General features: G+C 63.2%; 18 protein-coding genes. 10 read left to right on the forward strand and 8 right to left on the reverse strand.

Features of this window, described 5'->3' with window-relative positions; all coding sequences use genetic code 11:
* Positions 1-4: 4 nt before the first annotated feature.
* The 10 genes from DXH95_RS10580 to DXH95_RS10625 all read left to right on the forward strand — a co-directional run bounded on the left by DXH95_RS10580 (position 5) and on the right by DXH95_RS10625 (position 8,635).
* The gene (locus DXH95_RS10580; RefSeq protein WP_115549280.1) at positions 5-718 is read left to right on the forward strand and encodes a type IV secretion system protein; all 714 of its coding nucleotides are present in this window, start codon (positions 5-7) and stop codon (positions 716-718) included.
* 70 nt (positions 719-788) lie between these two features.
* Positions 789-971 (forward strand): hypothetical protein, encoded by a 183-nt coding sequence (locus DXH95_RS10585; protein ID WP_147291723.1) that lies wholly within the window; start codon positions 789-791, stop codon positions 969-971.
* 9 nt (positions 972-980) lie between these two features.
* The gene (locus DXH95_RS10590) at positions 981-1,976 is read left to right on the forward strand and encodes a TrbL/VirB6 family protein (RefSeq protein WP_115549282.1); all 996 of its coding nucleotides are present in this window, start codon (positions 981-983) and stop codon (positions 1,974-1,976) included.
* A gap of 13 nt (positions 1,977-1,989) precedes the next feature.
* Positions 1,990-2,331, forward strand: a complete 342-nt coding sequence (locus tag DXH95_RS10595; protein WP_147291724.1) for a hypothetical protein — start codon at positions 1,990-1,992, stop codon at positions 2,329-2,331.
* Positions 2,332-2,336: 5 nt separating this feature from the next.
* Positions 2,337-3,023 carry a VirB8 family type IV secretion system protein gene (locus DXH95_RS10600; protein WP_115549284.1) on the forward strand — a complete coding sequence of 229 codons (687 nt, stop codon included), beginning with the start codon at positions 2,337-2,339 and terminating at the stop codon, positions 3,021-3,023.
* Complete coding sequence (gene virB9 / locus DXH95_RS10605; RefSeq protein WP_115549285.1) at positions 3,020-3,874, forward strand: P-type conjugative transfer protein VirB9; 855 nt, start codon at positions 3,020-3,022, stop codon at positions 3,872-3,874. Before DXH95_RS10600 ends, virB9 begins: the two co-directional genes overlap by 4 nt.
* Positions 3,874-5,040: a type IV secretion system protein VirB10 gene (gene virB10 / locus DXH95_RS10610; RefSeq protein ID WP_239016607.1), complete on the forward strand. Its 1,167-nt coding sequence runs from the start codon at positions 3,874-3,876 to the stop codon at positions 5,038-5,040. Before virB9 ends, virB10 begins: the two co-directional genes overlap by 1 nt.
* Entirely contained in the window at positions 5,040-6,050 is a 1,011-nt protein-coding gene (gene virB11 / locus DXH95_RS10615; RefSeq protein ID WP_115549286.1) for a P-type DNA transfer ATPase VirB11, read from the forward strand. The genes virB10 and virB11 overlap by 1 nt, the downstream gene beginning before the upstream one ends.
* Positions 6,022-7,857, forward strand: a complete 1,836-nt coding sequence (locus DXH95_RS10620) for a type IV secretory system conjugative DNA transfer family protein (RefSeq protein WP_115549287.1) — start codon at positions 6,022-6,024, stop codon at positions 7,855-7,857. Before virB11 ends, DXH95_RS10620 begins: the two co-directional genes overlap by 29 nt.
* Positions 7,850-8,635 (forward strand): LPD7 domain-containing protein, encoded by a 786-nt coding sequence (locus DXH95_RS10625; protein ID WP_115549288.1) that lies wholly within the window; start codon positions 7,850-7,852, stop codon positions 8,633-8,635. The genes DXH95_RS10620 and DXH95_RS10625 overlap by 8 nt, the downstream gene beginning before the upstream one ends.
* A gap of 15 nt (positions 8,636-8,650) precedes the next feature.
* Here DXH95_RS10625 and DXH95_RS10630 read toward each other — a convergent pair whose 3' ends face one another.
* The 8 genes from DXH95_RS10630 to DXH95_RS10665 form a co-directional block, all read right to left on the reverse strand.
* Entirely contained in the window at positions 8,651-9,427 is a 777-nt protein-coding gene (locus DXH95_RS10630; protein WP_220272255.1) for a superoxide dismutase, read from the reverse strand.
* Positions 9,424-10,830: a chromate efflux transporter gene (chrA, locus tag DXH95_RS10635; RefSeq protein ID WP_220272256.1), complete on the reverse strand. Its 1,407-nt coding sequence runs from the start codon at positions 10,828-10,830 to the stop codon at positions 9,424-9,426. Before chrA ends, DXH95_RS10630 begins: the two co-directional genes overlap by 4 nt.
* Positions 10,827-11,678, reverse strand: a complete 852-nt coding sequence (locus tag DXH95_RS10640) for a chromate resistance protein ChrB domain-containing protein (protein WP_115549289.1) — start codon at positions 11,676-11,678, stop codon at positions 10,827-10,829. The genes chrA and DXH95_RS10640 overlap by 4 nt, the downstream gene beginning before the upstream one ends.
* Positions 11,679-11,807: 129 nt before the next feature.
* Entirely contained in the window at positions 11,808-12,860 is a 1,053-nt protein-coding gene (locus DXH95_RS10645) for a relaxase/mobilization nuclease domain-containing protein (RefSeq protein WP_115549290.1), read from the reverse strand.
* Positions 12,860-13,414, reverse strand: a complete 555-nt coding sequence (locus DXH95_RS10650) for a hypothetical protein (protein WP_239016608.1) — start codon at positions 13,412-13,414, stop codon at positions 12,860-12,862. Before DXH95_RS10650 ends, DXH95_RS10645 begins: the two co-directional genes overlap by 1 nt.
* Positions 13,415-13,577: 163 nt before the next feature.
* Positions 13,578-13,766 (reverse strand): DUF1289 domain-containing protein, encoded by a 189-nt coding sequence (locus DXH95_RS16370; RefSeq protein WP_115549291.1) that lies wholly within the window; start codon positions 13,764-13,766, stop codon positions 13,578-13,580.
* Positions 13,763-14,689: a DUF4238 domain-containing protein gene (locus DXH95_RS10660; RefSeq protein WP_115549292.1), complete on the reverse strand. Its 927-nt coding sequence runs from the start codon at positions 14,687-14,689 to the stop codon at positions 13,763-13,765. Before DXH95_RS10660 ends, DXH95_RS16370 begins: the two co-directional genes overlap by 4 nt.
* Before the next feature lie 136 nt (positions 14,690-14,825).
* Positions 14,826-15,152 (reverse strand): DUF736 domain-containing protein, encoded by a 327-nt coding sequence (locus DXH95_RS10665; protein ID WP_115549293.1) that lies wholly within the window; start codon positions 15,150-15,152, stop codon positions 14,826-14,828.
* Positions 15,153-15,915: the final 763 nt, after the last annotated feature.

Consider the following 15,915-nt stretch of genomic DNA (forward strand, 5'->3'; position numbering starts at 1 on the left):
GATCATGAAACTGAGCAAAGCCAAAGTTGGGGCACTCTGTGCAACATTGCTGTTCGCGGCCCCGGTGCCTGCGCTCGCGCAGGGGATCGCGGTCCATGACAGCGCCAATCTGGTCCAGCAGATCAACGCCGTCAGGCAGGCAATCCAGGTGGTGGCGCAAGGCCGGCAGCAGATCGCGGAAGCGCAGAAGCTCTACCAGGATTTGAACAAGCTGACCGACATTCCGGCACTGGCGCAGCAGCTCAAATCCGATGCCCTGCGCGACCTCGACATTTCGGGCGGCTCGCTCGAAGGCTTCGGCAACGGCAATCTCGATGTCGTCGGCGCGGGCCGCGCAAAAGCCGATGCGGTTTATCGCGATCTGCTCGCGCAGTTGGGCCTTTCCGGGTCCGAGCAATCGCGCGCGGCCTATGACCTCAATGCCCGCAACATCGGCATCAACGCCGGCCTCGCCGAAAATATGGGTGCCGCCGTTACCTCGCGGGCGGAAGGACTCGACCAGCTTCGCAGCCGCTTGGGAAGCGCGGTGACCGCGAAGGAAGTGGCCGACCTGACCGCGCGGCTTCAGCTCGAATCCGCCGCCATGCAGAACGACCAGCTCCGCTTGCAGGCCATCGCGTTGCAGCAACAGGCGCAGGAGCGCCAGCGCGCGGCCGCGGGGCAAGCCGCCCTCGCCCAGAAGCTCGATGAAGCGAGCCGCTATTACAAGGGGCAGTGAGTTGCGGTTGGCGATCTTCTGCACGGTGTCGCTGCTGGCGGGGTGTGGCGAGCCCACACCCCAGGCCGACATGCCCGCGAGGGATTGGCGATACTATGTCGCCAATCCGGGCGAGATCGAGCCGATGCAGAAGATCTGCCGCGAATGGGCGGGCTCAAGCGCGCCTTCGGACACGCAGCCTGCCGTGGTCACGACCAACTGCCGCGCCGCAGCGTTCGCCAAATCGCAAATCGCCATGAAGCCCAAGGATTGAGCAACGCGCATGGATTTCAGCGATCATGTTTTTACCACGATGTTCGAGGCGCTCAACAATGCGCTGGCGGGCATTGTCGGCAAATATGCGGCGGTGATCGGCATCGTGGCTCCGGCGCTGCGGATCGGAATCGTGATCTATATCTCGCTGCTCGGCTACGCGATCATGCGCGGCGCGGTCCAATACCCTTTCCGCGAATACGCCTATCGCGGGTGCCAGCTCGCGTTTCTCTATTTCGCCGTCACGTCGCTCTACGGAAGCCAGATCGGCATGTTCGCGCTGGGCGGCCTCCCCGGCCAGTTCGCCAGCGCGTTGGGCGGCTCGGACGTCGGCGGTCTGGGCGGATATTATGACAAGCTCGCAGGCACAGGCTTCGAGACCGCGAACACGATGCGGAAAATCGCCGCCGACTACCAGCAAACCCAGGGAACGATTCCCGACATCGGCTATGCGGTCTTTTCCGGCTTCCTGGTGGTGATGGTGATCATCGCCACCCTGCTCTGCGCCGCCATCGGCTTCGTGATCAGCGCCTTCGGGCTGTTTGCGCTCGCCCTGCTGTCGGTGGTCGGGCCGCTGTTCGTGGCCGGGCTGCTGTTCGAGTCGACGCGCGGATATTTCTTCGCCTGGCTCGGCGCCTGCATCAACTATCTGATGCTGATCGTGTTTGCGCTCGTGCTGACGCTGTTCCTGACGCAAACCGGCGATGCGGTCATCGCGACGATCTCCGAGAACGATGAAATCGGCATGGCCGCGATCAAGGCGCTCGCGTTCTACGCGCTCGGTTTCTTCTTCTTCCTGCAAATTCCGATGCTGGCGGCCTCGCTCGGTGGCGGCGGTCCTGCGCTCGCCAACCAGTTCGCTTCGGCGATCGCAGCGGCGGGCGGCTTTGTCGCCGGGCGCGGCGCGACCGCCACACAGGCAACCAGCCGCGCCATCGAACGCGGCTTTGCGCGTGGGATCGCGCGGATGCGGACGTCAGGCTCGGTGAGCCGTGGGACACAGTAGAAGGGAACAGGTCATGGGTAAGCGTATTCTCAGGATGGCGATGGCATTGGCGCTGATAGCGCCGGGCTATGCGGCAAACGCAGCGCCAAAATCGCCGAAGCTGGCCAAGTGCGATGGCAAGCAGCGTCGTCCGGCCAATCCTTATGGCTCGATCCTGCCCAGCGTCGATCCGCTCGCCGGAACGTCAACCCCGGCAGCACCGGCACAGGGCCAGGAACAGGGGCGCAGAGGTGTCGAGGTCTTTCCCGAGAAAAGCCCGGCTGCACCAAAACCCGAAGAGCCGAATGGCAGGCCCGAAAACAGAGTGCCGCCTATCAGCAGCTTGTCGCCGCAAATTTCCAACCCGAGTTGCTGAACGTCATGGCCGGCGGCGTTTCCGACAGAGACGATCTCAAAGCCTATTTTGCGGAAGCCGCGAGCTGGGATCACGACCGATTCATCGCAGCCAACCGCTCCAAGCGGCTGGCCTGGACAGTCGCAGGGATTGCGAGCGGCCTTGCGATTGCCGGGGTTGCAGCGATAGCGATGCTGACGCCGCTCAAGACCGTCGCGCCCTATGTCATCACCGTCGATAAGGCGACCGGCGCGAGTGAAATAACATCGCCGATGTCGGTCGACCGGCAAATCACCTATAACGAGGCCGTCGCCAAATATTTCCTCGCCGATTACGTCCGCAACCGCGAGGGCTGGATTCCGCAGGCACGCCAGGAGTTCTTCGAGGGCGTGCTGGCGATGTCGTCGCGCGATGAACAAGCGCGCTGGACCGCCTTTTACAGCAAAGACAATCCCAAGTCGCCGCAATCGACCTTCACCGATCTCGACACGGTATTCGTCGCGGTCAAGTCCGTCACCTTCGTTTCCGCGAAGGTCGCACAGATACGCTTCACCAAGACGCTTCAGCGCGGGGCGACTGTCACCGACACCCCCGCCATTGCGACCGTGACTTACGACACCACCGATACCCCCACCACCGAACAGCAACGGTTCAAGAACCCACTGGGACTGGAGGTGCAGACCTACCGCGCCGACCTGGAGGTGACGCAATGAAACGAACGAGCTGCCTGACGGCAATCGCGATGCTGCTGGCCAGCACCCCGGCAAGCCCAAGTGAAACCCCGCGCCCGACCGCGCAGGACAATCGCATCCGCGAAGTGATCTACAGCGACACCCAGGTTTTCCGCATTGTCGGCGTGTTCCGCTCCGCAACGCAGATCGTGTTCTCCCCGGGCGAGCGCGTCGAGCATGTCGCACTTGGCGATACGGTATCGTGGGAAGTGGCCCCGGCAGAAAACTCGCTGTTCATCAAACCGCGCGAGTTGGCCGGATCGACCAACCTGATCGTCATCACCCGCTCCAGCACGGGCAATCGCACCTACACGTTCGAGCTGTCGGCGCGGCGCGGGGGCATCGGCGCGCGCTCCGCCGATACCTTCTTCAAGGTGGTGTTCCGCTATCCGCGCGAAGAGGCGGCGGCGGCACAGGCTGCGGCGACGCAGGCCGCTTACTCCCGCGCCGTCGCGCTGCAAGCAGGCGCGATCCGCTCGGCGCTCGACCTCGCCGTTCTCGAAGGCAAGCGGAACCTCCAATACAGCGTGCAGGGTTCGTCGGCGATCCAGCCCTCCGAAATCACCGACAATGGCCAGTTCACCGCGCTACGCTTTCCCAACCAGCGCGAACTTCCGGCCTTTTTTGCGGTCAATCCCGATGGCAGCGAGAGCATCGTTCCTTTCGATGTCCGCGACGAATTTGTCGTGATTCACGGCGTGTTCGCCCAGCTTCGCCTCCGGCGCGGTGGGCAAGTGCTGTGCGTGTTCAACGAAGCCCCGGACTTCTACGGGCGCGACCCGAAGACCGGCACGGCATCGAGCATCGTCGAACGGACGCAGGAGAGAAAGTGATGGCCGACATTCCTATGGGCGAACGCGCGACGGTCGATCAAACGCCGGACCCCGAAGACATCGACCGCGCCCCGGCGACCGAGCGCGCCAGCAAGATGCCGTCGATGCCCGGCACGGCAATGGACCCGAAAAAGATGATCGGGTTTGCCGCTGCTGCTGGCGCCATTATGTTCACTGTGCTGGCGCTGGGAACAGGATTGACCGGGAACTCCACCCTTCCCCCGGTCAAACCCCGGCCTGCGCTCGAACCCGCGCAATACGATCCGGCAACGGTCATTGCTCCTACGCTGGCGGGTGCGGCGACCGATCCAAACGCGCCGATCGCCGTAGGCGAACCGGTCGTTCCGGCGATTGGCACCCAACCGGCACCTCCACCGGGCGCGCAGCAGGCCCGCCAGCCGTCGCAAGCCGAAGTTCTACGCGAAGCCGCAAGGCGGTCTTCGCTGATTGCCTACGGCGGCGAACGCGACAGCGGCGGCGCGGGCGTCCGCACGGGTGACTACGGCGGCGCGCCGATTGCCGGTCGCCAGCCCTCGGCTCCCGCCACCAATCTCGACAATTTGCGCCAGGCATCGGCAATCGGACAGGCGCAAGCCCGAACGCTTCCCGACCGCAATTTCCTGATCACGGCAGGCAGCTTCATTCCCTGCGTGCTGCAATCCGCGATGGACTCAAGCCAGCCCGGCTATGTGAGCTGCATCGTCCCCCGCAACGTCTATTCCGACAATGGCCGGGTCGTGCTGATGGAAAAAGGCACGAAGATCCTCGGCGAATATCAGGGCGGCCTCGATCGCGGGCAATACCGGCTGTTCGTGCTGTGGACGCGCGCCGTCACCCCGCGCGGGATCGCGATAGATGTCGCTTCGCCGGCAACCGACGCGCTGGGTCGCGGCGGCATGGACGGGCGCGTCAACAACTTCTTCTGGCAGCGCTTCGGCACGGCCCTGCTGTTCAGCCTGGTCGAAGACGCAGCCACCGTGGGCGCGGAAGCGGTCGGCAACAGCGCCTCCAATACCACCCGCGTCCCCTCCGACGCGGCTTCGACGATCCTGCAACAGAACGGTCAGATCAAGCCGGTGCTGCGCAAAAACCAGGGAGAGGATGTCGGAATCACCGTGGCCCAGGATTTCGATTTCTCGACCGTTTACGGCCTCAGCCTCAAATAATGGCGGCACCGGGAAAAAATACCGCTGTGCTCGACAGCGTGACGGCCCCGTTGCGCAAATATCTCGACGACGAGTGCGTCACCGAACTGGTCATCAACCGCCCCGGCGAGGTCGGAATCGAACGGCGCGGCGGCTGGACATGGGAAAGCGAGCCCAGCCTCGATTTCAGGAACCTGACGGCGCTTGCGACCGCCGCTGCGGCATTCACCAGCCAGGACATCACCCGCGAAAACCCGATCGTCTCGACCATTTTCCCGACCGGCGAGCGGGTGCAAATCATCGTGCCGCCGGTTGTCCCCGATGAAACGGTGTCGATCACCGTGCGCAAACCCTCGACCGTCACGATGACGCTGGCCGATTTCGAGGCGACGGGGCTGTTCAAGGAAACGCGGATCGCCGAAAAGCAGGTGTCGGCCCAGGAACTGGACTTGCTCGCGCTGCTCAAGGCCGGCCGCCACGTGGAATTCTTCGACCGCGCGGTGAAGGCCCGGCTCAACATCCTGATCTCGGGGGCGACCGGCTCGGGCAAGACCACGCTGTCCAAGGGACTGATCCAACTCATCCCGCCCGAAGAACGGCTGTTGACGATCGAGGACACGCGCGAGCTGATCGTCCCGCATAAGAATGTCGTCCACATGCTTTACGCCAAGGACGGCCAGGGCACCGCCAACGTCACCGCAAAACACTTGCTCGAAAGCGCGCTCAGGATGCGGCCCGACCGCATCTTGCTCCAGGAACTGCGCGACGGGACGGCCTTCTTTTACCTGCGCAACGTCAACTCGGGGCATCCGGGCTCGATCACCACCATTCATGCGGACTCGGCGGAGCTGGCGTTCGAGCAACTGACTCTACTGGTCAAGGAAAGCGAAGGCGGCTCCGATCTGGCGCGCGGCGACATTCGCGCGCTGCTCAAGATGCTCGTCGATGTCGTCGTCCAGACCAAGAAAGTGGGCGGCGAGTTTCGCGTGACGGAGATCTATTATGATCCAGAGAGCAGGCACCTCACCTGACGGCGGGGCGGCACGGCTGCTGATCGGCGTGCCGCTCGGGCTGCTGATCGCGCTCGCCATCGCCAGCATGATCGGATGGGTGATCCTGGGGCTTCCGGTGGCAGCTTATGACCCGCTCAAAATGCCGCAATTCGTCTGGTATTATCGCGGCGACCCGCGCGTCGCGAAGGCGATGGCGGGCGGATTGGCGGGTGGACTCACCCTGCTCGCCGGACTGGTCTATGCGCTATGGGCGCGCGGCGCGCCGCTCCACGGGGCTGCACGGTTTGCCAGCGAACGCGAACTCAAGCGGCACGGCTTCCGCTCGGCCGCTGGCATCGTCGTCGGGCGCAAGGGCGGGCGTTTCCTGACCTTCGGCGGCAGCGAGCATGTCCTGGTCGAAGCGCCGACCCGTTCGGGCAAAGGCACCGGCGTCGTCATTCCCAATCTGCTGACATGGCAAGGCTCGGTCGTCGTCCTCGACGTCAAGCGCGAAAATTTCGATGCGAGCGCGGGATTCCGCGCGCACTACGGGCAGCAGGTTTTCCTGTTCAACCCGACCGACCGGCAGGCGCGCACCGCGCGATACAACCCGCTCGCCTATATCGACCGCGGCGACCCCGACGACGTAATCATCGAGCTGCAAAAGATCGCGACCATGCTGTTCGTCGTACCCGAACGCGGCGAAGCCTTTTGGGCGAACGGCGCGCGCACCGGCTTCGCCGGTGTCGGGGCCTGGCTCGCGGAAACCAGCGACGAACCGCTGACGATGGGCGCGATCTACCGTTACCTAACCGAAGGCGACGCGCGGAGCTTCTTCAAAAAGGAGTTGGCGAACCCCAGCCTCTGCCTGTCGGTGGGATGCCGGACGGCGCTCGCCGATTTCGCCGGTGGTTCGGATAACAGCTTCGCCGACATCAAGAAGACCATCACCAATGTCCTCGGCCTGTGGCTCAATCCGCTGGTCGATGCGGCAACCTCGGCGAGCGATTTCGACCTGCGCGACCTGCGTAAGCGTCATATCTCGATCTACCTCGGCGTATCGCCCGACGAACTCGACCGCATCGCCCCGCTCTATAATCTGCTGTTCCAGCAGCTCATTGACCTGAATGTCCGGGAATTGCCCGATGACACCAAGCCGGTTCCCGTGCTGGTCATCCTCGATGAGTTTGCCCGGCTTGGCCGCGCCTCGGTCATTGCCAGCGCCTTTGCCTATGTCGCGGGCTACGGTATCCGCCTGCTCCCGGTGATCCAGTCGCGCTCGCAATTGCGCGGTGTTTACGGCGAGCATGTCGCCGACGAAATCGTCGCCAACTGCGGGGTCGAAGTGGCCTTCACCCCCAAGGAACTGCGGGTCGCGAACGAGCTGTCGGATCGCATCGGCTATGTCGGGCAGGAGAGTGTCACTCGATCGCTCACGATCAACGGCCTGCTCGCCAACCGCTCGAAGTCCATTTCCGAACAGCGCCGCGCATTGTTGCTGCCGCAGGAGCTGATGCAGTTTCCAACGGACAGGCTGATCCTGCTGCGCGGTGGGATTCCGCCGATCATCGGTAGCAAGATATTCTACTTCAAAAGCCGCTTTTTCAAGAAACGGGCTTTCCCGCCGATCGTGGTTCCGCCCCTCGAAAAGCAAAAACGCCGGAATATTGCACCTTCACCGTTCCGCGACATGACCGACGATGAGGCGGTGGGAAACCCCGCCCATCCGCTGACGCAGGACGACATCCGCACCGAAGACTATCCGAGCTTCTTTGCCGATCTGCTGACGTTGGATCGCAACGGCCACGCAAGCATCATCATAGAGGAAGGCGACGAGCATGGCTGATGAACAGGAAGGAAGCGCGCCTTCGGGGCGCAGTCGGACTGAAAGGCCCAAGCCGGTCACGGCGAAGGCTGCCCCGGAAAAGCCCAGGCGCAAATCCGAACCGCCGACCGTCACCGACGATCTCACGGGCAAATTTCTGCGCGTCGGCAACAAGCTCTACCGCACCTCGGATGACAAGACGCCGATCGTGCGGATCGCGGGCGACCGTCTCAAGACCAGCAATATCGACGCCCTTCCCGACATCATACGGATCGCCAAGGCGAACGGCTGGACGTCGATCACGGTTAGCGGCGGCGACAAGTTCAAAAAGGCGGCCTATCTCGCCGCCGCAGCGCAAGGGCTGGCGGTCGAGAATTACAGCCCGTCCAAGGTAGTCGAGGCCGAAGCTGAGCGCCTACGGACAAGGCTCGCCGAACGCGAGAAGCGCCGCGAGGGGCCGAAGGCTGGAACAAGAACACTGCCGACCGGGGAATCGCTGAGCACGTTCAAGACCCTCTCCGAGCGGTTTCTGAGCCAGTCCCACGCCGAAAACGCGCGTGATCCGGACCTGCGCCGCGCGCAAAGTCTGGTGGCCCAAACCATCTCGATTGCCCGTGCGAAATATCCCGACGATCCGGTCAAGGCGTCAAAGGAGGTCGAGGCGAGAAGGCAGGAAGTCGCCATCCGCATCGCCAGGGGTGACAGGATCGCCGTGATCCAGGTGCGGAACCAGCAAGCACAAAGAGTGCGCGAAATCACGCAGGAACAGGTGTTGCAGCGGGACGGGCGATCCCGATAGGCAGCAAGAACAGCGTCAGGGTGCCGAGGCTTTCGCAAATCTGGTGTCCGCCGAAGTCCAGTTCACAGATCCCATGTAGGCATCCACATAGGCAGCGGCCTTTGCGCCATAGTCGATGGCATAGGCATGTTCATACATATCCAGCACGAGGATCGGCGTCGCGCCTGCCAGAGTCATGGTGTGATCGGCCGCCCATTGATTGACGAGACGCCTATCGCGGCTGCTGTAGTTGAGAACCACCCAGCCCGAACCGCCGCCAAGCGCCTTGCCCATTCCGACGAACTCACTGCGCCAGCGGGCCTCGCTGCCGAAGCTATGCTCGATCGCCGAAGCCAATGCGCCGCCGGGCCGGGTCGGTGCGCCAAGGCCGGCGAAATAGACCTCGTGCAGAATCATCGAATTCCAGGCGATCAGCTCTTCGCGCTTGAGGCCGTTCAGGGTGAAGTTCGGTGCCGTGGCCGGGTCGAGTGCGGCGAGCTGGTTTTCAATCGTTGCAAGCCGCTTCACTGCGCCAACGTAATTGTTGTCGTGGTGGCTCACGAGCAGCTTCTCCGACAGGCCGGCAATCGCCTTAGGATCGAACGGCAGGGGTAGCGGCTGCGGGGCGAAGGCCGGACCGTTTGCCGGTGCCGGGCCTGTTGCGATGGCGGCCTGCGCGGCGGCTCCGGTCGATCCGAGCATTGCTGCGCCCGCAGTCAGCAAGGCGCTGGCGCCCAGCAGGTCACGGCGGTCGATTGTGCGCTGGGTCACGGCAGATTCCTTTGGTTGGTTGGATGGAGTGGATTTGGTCATGCCAGCACTCCGGCAAAGTGGAGGGCAATGCCAGCAGCAGAAGCGCCGCCCAGCGTGGTAAAAATGCCCACCTTCATGCGGAACATGGCTACTATTGCGACCGCCGATATTGCCAGCGCCCAAAGATCGACGCTGGCTAGTTGCGGCAGGTCGAAATGGATCGGGCCTGCGCTGAACGGCTGCACCACGCGGAAGATCGTGTGGATTGCAAACCAGATGGCGAGATTGAGCACCACGCCGACCACGGCGGCGGTGATCGCCGATAGCGCACCCGATAGCGCCTTGTTGCCGCGCATCCGTTCAATGAACGGCGCGCCAAGGAAAATCCACAGGAAGCAGGGGATGAACGTGACCCAGGTAGCGAGCAGCCCACCCAGTGTGCCGGCGAGAAGCGGCGAGAGCATCCCGGGATTGCGAAAGGCCCCCATGAAGCCAACAAATTGCAGCACCATGATAAGCGGTCCCGGCGTGGTCTCCGCCATGCCGAGTCCGTCGAGCATCTCGCGCGCGGACAGCCAGTGATAATGCTCGACCGCCTGCTGGGCGACATAGGCCAGCACGGCATAGGCGCCGCCGAAGGTCACCACCGCCATCTTGGAGAAGAAGGTGGCGATCTGCGTGAACACGCTGCCCTCGCCCATCAGCACGAACAGGGCTGCGACCGGGGCAAGCCAGAGGACGAGCCATACCAGCGCCTGGCGCAGCGATTGCCCGATGGTCGGGTTGGCATGGGCAGGGAGCACTTCGCCCAAGAGCGTGTCGGCGTCGGCAACGATTTTCCCGCTCGCCGCACCGTGTCCGCCACCTACCTGGAACGCGGCGACGCCAGCGCGTCCGCCAAAGAAGCCGATCACGCCGGCAGCCAGCACGATCAGCGGAAATGGCACGTTGAAGAAGAAGATCAGCACGAATGCGGCCGCGGCCAGGCTCCGCATTACCGTGTTCTTGAGTGAGCGGCTGCCAATCCGGATGACCGCCTGAAGCACTACCGCAAGCACAGCGCACTTGAGGCCGAAGAACAGACCGGAGATTATGCCAACGTGGCCATAGAGCGCATAGATCCAGCTCAACGCCATGATCGCGATGGCACCGGGCAGAACAAACAATCCGCCAGCAACGAGGCCACCGCGCGTCTTGTGCATGAGCCATCCGATATAAGTGGCGAGCTGCTGGGCTTCGGGGCCAGGCAGCAACATGCAGTAGTTGAGCGCATGGAGGAAGCGATGCTCGCCGATCCACCGCTTCTCATCGACAAGGATGCGGTGCATCACCGCGATTTGTCCGGCGGGGCCGCCGAACGACAGCGCCGCGATTCTTAGCCAGACCCAGAATGCTTCGCCCAAGGAAACAGGAGCTGGAATGCTGGCAACGCGCGGCATGTCCACTACTGGCGCGGCGCTCATGGCGTCACCGCCTTGGCGCGCGAACCCTTGGGTTGGTGAGATACCCAGTCATGCGTTTCGCCGGTCGCATCGCGGCACCAGCGATAAAGCGCGTCATAGATCAGCATTCCGGCATCGAGCTGTTCGAGGTCATCGGCGAACATCCGGGACAAGCCAAGCGACAGGGCAACGAGGCCTGCGGCCTCGGGCACAATGTCGGGCCTCGCGGTATCCGCCCCACGCACGATCAGCGCGAGATGCGTCAGCGGCAGCAGTCCCGCGAGACCGAACCCTTCAACCATCACGTCGAATGTGCAGCGTTCTCCATCATGGCTCCAGACTATGCCGTCGCCCTCAACATCGAACGGCGTCGCACCAAAGCGTTCTGCCACGCCTGCGACCTCATTGGGGGCGACGAACAGAAACACCGCGCTGGGATCGACAAAACGCCGAATCAACCAAGGGCAGGCGATACGATCGACCTTGGGCCGTGCGCGTGTTACCCAGACCGTCCGACCTCGCGCATCGCGGGGCGGCAACGCGGATTCCGGCACCAGCGGGTGTCCAGCCTTCGCCCAGGCAGCCATTCCGCCGTCGAGGGCGTCGGCATCGGACCCTGCCTGACGCAGCCATGAAGCGGCCCCTTGGCTGAGGCTGTGGCCCGCACGGCAAACAGCGATAACATTCTGCCCGGCAAAGGAAGGTGCCCAATCGGCAATATCATCCACTGCCTTGCGGACAGCACCGGGAATCAAACGCGGGTCGGCAGCAAAATCTTCATTGGTGCGAACATCGAGAATGGCTGGCCCATTGGCAGTGCCAATCAGCCGGACAAGTTTTTCAATAGGAATTGTATTTAGAGCAGACATGCGGCGTCCTCGAATCGAGTAGGACGCGATACTTCAGCATGTCGCCTCATGGGGTGATCGCGGTCCCCATGCCTCTATAGAGCAAATTTCGCGCTTCGCTGTCAACGACATGTGTGCGGTAGCAATCAATTAGCGCCCTCGTCCTTGATCCTTGGGCGGTCGATTGGTTGAAGGCAACGGCGCCTTGCTTTGATCGGGCACCATCCTCCGCGCATGGTATGCCGCAAAAACTTCGGGGGTGGCATTCATGTCCTGATGCTTGTCGAGGAATTTACGAACATCGCTTGCAAGCTCCCGGTCGTCGGCTTGTCCGGTGGCGTCCAGCTCAGTGGCGGTTTGCTCATAGGCGCGGCGTATCTCTTGCCACCGGAACGTGCCTGCGGCGATGAACGGCGGCAATTGATCCTGACCCCGCGCAACCGCGATGGCCTGTTCATTGGTGCGGCGGTCTGCGTTCGTGATCCGGCGACTCCCCTCCGCCCGTAGCCGCGCCCGCAGCTTGACCAGGGCCATGCTCGATCCGGCGATACCCTTACCACGCGCACGTCTCGGCGTGGCTTCGGCGGCAACGCCAAGCGCGCGCAGTTCACGGGCAAAGCGTTCGCGGAAACGATTGAGCTGAACCGGACGGGGATTGAACCGGGTGCGATCAAGCCCCTCGGCCTGCACCGTCAGATGCACATGCGGGCGCGGCGTGTCGGTGTGGAGGGCTAAGACATAATCGTGGTTGTCGCTCAGCTCGGCATGGGCGAGCGCGCGGACGGCTCCCAAAACTTTGTCGGGGTCGGTGCCTTCGGGCATCGAGAAGATCAGCGACACCGATGATACCGTGGGCCGCGACCGCCATCGGAGCGTGTCACTCCACTCCGCCGCGCGTTCGGCGATGTCGTCCTTGCTGGTCAGGATTTCGCCATCACGGGTTTCGATGCCCAAGGCACCCTTGCGCCCGATATAGTCGAGATGGGCTTTTACATGGGTGCCGCCCCGCTGACGCCCCGTGACCTTGACCACAACCTCGGGCGCTTTGCGGACGATCCGCGCCAGCTTGGCCCGTGCGGTCGGGCCAGTCGCAACACCGTAGCTGGCATAGAGCGGGATATGCTGCGGGCCATTGGGATCATGGATGTAGCGCACCCGGAAGGCAGGGCGCGTCGCTTCCCACAGGGCGGATTCCAGACCCATCAATCGGCTACCGTCCAGTAGCTGACATCGCCGCGCATGGCATCGCCAACGGCTGTCACCTGTTCGGACACTTCCATCCGCATGTCGGCGATCCGGCGCAGCTCGGGTGCGATTCTCTTGTCGCCGGTTTCGAGCATGGCCGTGTTCGCCGCTTTCATCGCCTGGTTGAGATTGCGGCCGATGCGCAGCAACTGCATCCTGATCGGTGCGAGTTCGGCGAGCAGCCCGTCATCGACCCGCGATTTCAGGGCCAGGTGACGGCGCACCAATGCCTTGATCCAGCCTGCGCGATCGGTCGAACGTTGCGCCGCCCGGACCTCGATCACGGCGATCTCGACATCGGTAAAGCGCACCGAAACCCGATTGCGCGCCGCGCCCTCGGGACGGTCGATGAGGGGGCAATGATCGCTCTCGCGCAGCGTCTGTTCGATCATCTGCCGGACCAGCGCGCTGCGTCCGCCACGCCCCACCGCCACCCTGTCGAACGCCGCGAGCGCATCGGCGTCGAGCCGGATGCTGAGCATCGCCGTGTTCGGAAGATGATTTGTCGCCATCAAACATGCCTGTGAGAAACACGGGCAATGTATGACAACACGCGCCGCTAGGCATATCCTGCATTAAAGACAAATCAGACAAACCCCCTAAGACAAGCGCACCCAAAGCGGGCTTTTGTTTCGGACAATAAGGGGCTTCGGGTGCGCTTGGGGGTTTGAGGTTTCAGGCTGGATGGGAAGCGCGGCTTCCCATGCGGGCCGAAGATCGCCGGACGATTTCCTGCTGACGGCTGGCGGTCGCGCGTCCCCATTCGGCGATCTCGCCGATTGTGCGACCGCAGCCGGTGCAGACGCTGGAACTGGCGTCCAGCGTGCATATCTGTTGGCAGGGGGATGGCGGGCGAAAAGTCATCCGCGCTCAGAAATGGCGCCGCTCTCGTGCGCGTCACCTTCCGGCAGCTTTCGGTTCCAGGGTGCGAAGGAGCGAAAGGGCGCGACATTCTTGCCGATCACATCCCGGTTGGCTTCGACGAACGCGTCGAGGCCGCCATCTGTCGTCGCCCAGAACCGCTGCGAAGAAGATGCCAACGTCGAGCGGTTGACGCTCGGGATCAATTGATCAGCAGGCATCGTTCCAAGGATCTGCTCGGTCTCAGCCGAGGCGGTTCCGAAAAAGATGCGATCCGGGCCAATCGGCAACTGGATGAAGAAGCCCGGCTGATTGAACCCGCCTTCCCAATGAATGGGCAAATCCGACAGCAACAACCTCGGCGCGTCGGCCTCGAACTCGCGGCACCACCAATGCAAGCCGCCGAACCGATCGGCGACGTCGTCGTGCAGAATCATGCGTGGCAGCCACGAGGTAAGAGTCGCCGCATCAATGCCGCCTGGGAAGTGACGGTTGAACCACTGCTCGGTGTTCGGAATACCGGCCGGCAATGTCTCGTTGTCCAGGCGCGCCAGTATCTCTGCGTGATGCTGCTTGCCCTCGGTTCGCAAGAATTCGAGAACATCGGGTTGGCGCACTCGCAAAGAGCAAAGGAAGAACGTCCAAGCGATATGGTCATCTTCGGTCAGAACTGCGCGCCGCTCAATCTTGTCCAAGGCCACGGCAGCATCATTGTCAATCGGGCCGAACAGCCGCTTCTCCAGATGATCTTCGGGAAACCCCAACACCCCGGCGACTAGCGCATAAAGCCCGTTCTCGTAGCCTGTGTATTTCGGCCCCATGTCCTTTTGCATCAGGCGACCACCGCGCATCGTGTAGGTGCGCAGCTTCCCGGCTGCGTCTGTCCAGCGGCGGAGAAGGAATTGCGGAACGTAGTGATGCCGCATCCGAGCCTCCTATCAGAACAGTTCGCAGCAGGACATGCACAACTCTTGGCGCCAGGCCCGAATGCTTGACCGCATGAATCGAATAAGCACGCCAAAGCCCCGCCCGGCAGCGCCGGACGGGGCTTGGGTGCAGCGGTCAGTTGCCGTTCGAGGTGCGGGCGCGCGACCAGATCAGATTGAAGGTCTTGCCGTCTTCGTCGGCGAACAGGCTGGCGAAGATCGGGGCGGTGAAGCTGGGATCGTCGAGCTTGATCGAGAGATAGTCGCGGCCTTCCTTGGAGGTCTTCTGCCAGCAGGCGCCGATCTCGGCCTTGGCCACGAACACCCGGTGCGAGGGGGCGTTTTCGTTCTCGCTCGGTTCCTCGGCGACGATGGTGACGTTCTTCTTCTGCAAGCTCATCGTGACAATCTCGCCGGTGTAGTTGGTGTCGCCGGACTTCTTGAAGGTGCCGATGTTTGCCATGATGCTTCTCCTTGGGTTGGTCGAACCCCGCGCTCATTCGCGGCCTCGATGGCTGGTTTGAGGCAGGGGCTTGAACCGCTGCACCCGGAGGGCCGCAACGTAGTGGAGGACGGGGCAGACCGGGCTTTCTTGTCCCGCGAGGAATGGGCGCAGCCCAGGGGAAGAAAGTTCGGGCTGCCCCGTTGCAGCAAGGGGCAAGAGGCGCAGCCGTCCGCTGCCAACCAAAGCCATTGACGAGGCCGTGGGTGAGCGCGGATTCTGGCCTTCGCGCGCAAGGAGTTGTGGCAAGGATCGGTCGGCGCGTTCAATGTCCGGCTGACGCATCCGCTGGCGGAACTGGATGATGGGCTTGCCGGTTGGAGCTGCGGCATCCTGCCGAGAGGGCAGGGAATGAGAATGCCCCGTCGCACCGGGCTTCGGCGACTGACGTTGACGGGGCCGCTGACGCAGACCGCAGGGAGGTGGCGACGGGTTCGGCCAGGCCAGCATCCCGCCCCGCCCCGATCCGCCCGCCTGTTCGCGGGCGGAGTCCGGCATGGGCATCATCCGCTCGGATTCGTGCCGAACCGCAACCCAACTGACCATGCGCTCAAGCCCCGCCCGGCGCTGCCGGGCGGGGCTTTGTGGCGCTGGCGGTGCGGACAAGAGCGGGCGGCACATTGCCGCCCGCTCCCCGCTCACGCCGCAAGGCGTTGCTCGTCGAACTCCTCCAGCGCATCTTCGCTTCCGGTATCGCCGCCCTCCACCTCGTCCGCCGCATCTG

Source organism: Sphingorhabdus pulchriflava (genome assembly GCF_003367235.1).
Classification (GTDB): domain Bacteria; phylum Pseudomonadota; class Alphaproteobacteria; order Sphingomonadales; family Sphingomonadaceae; genus Sphingorhabdus_B; species Sphingorhabdus_B pulchriflava.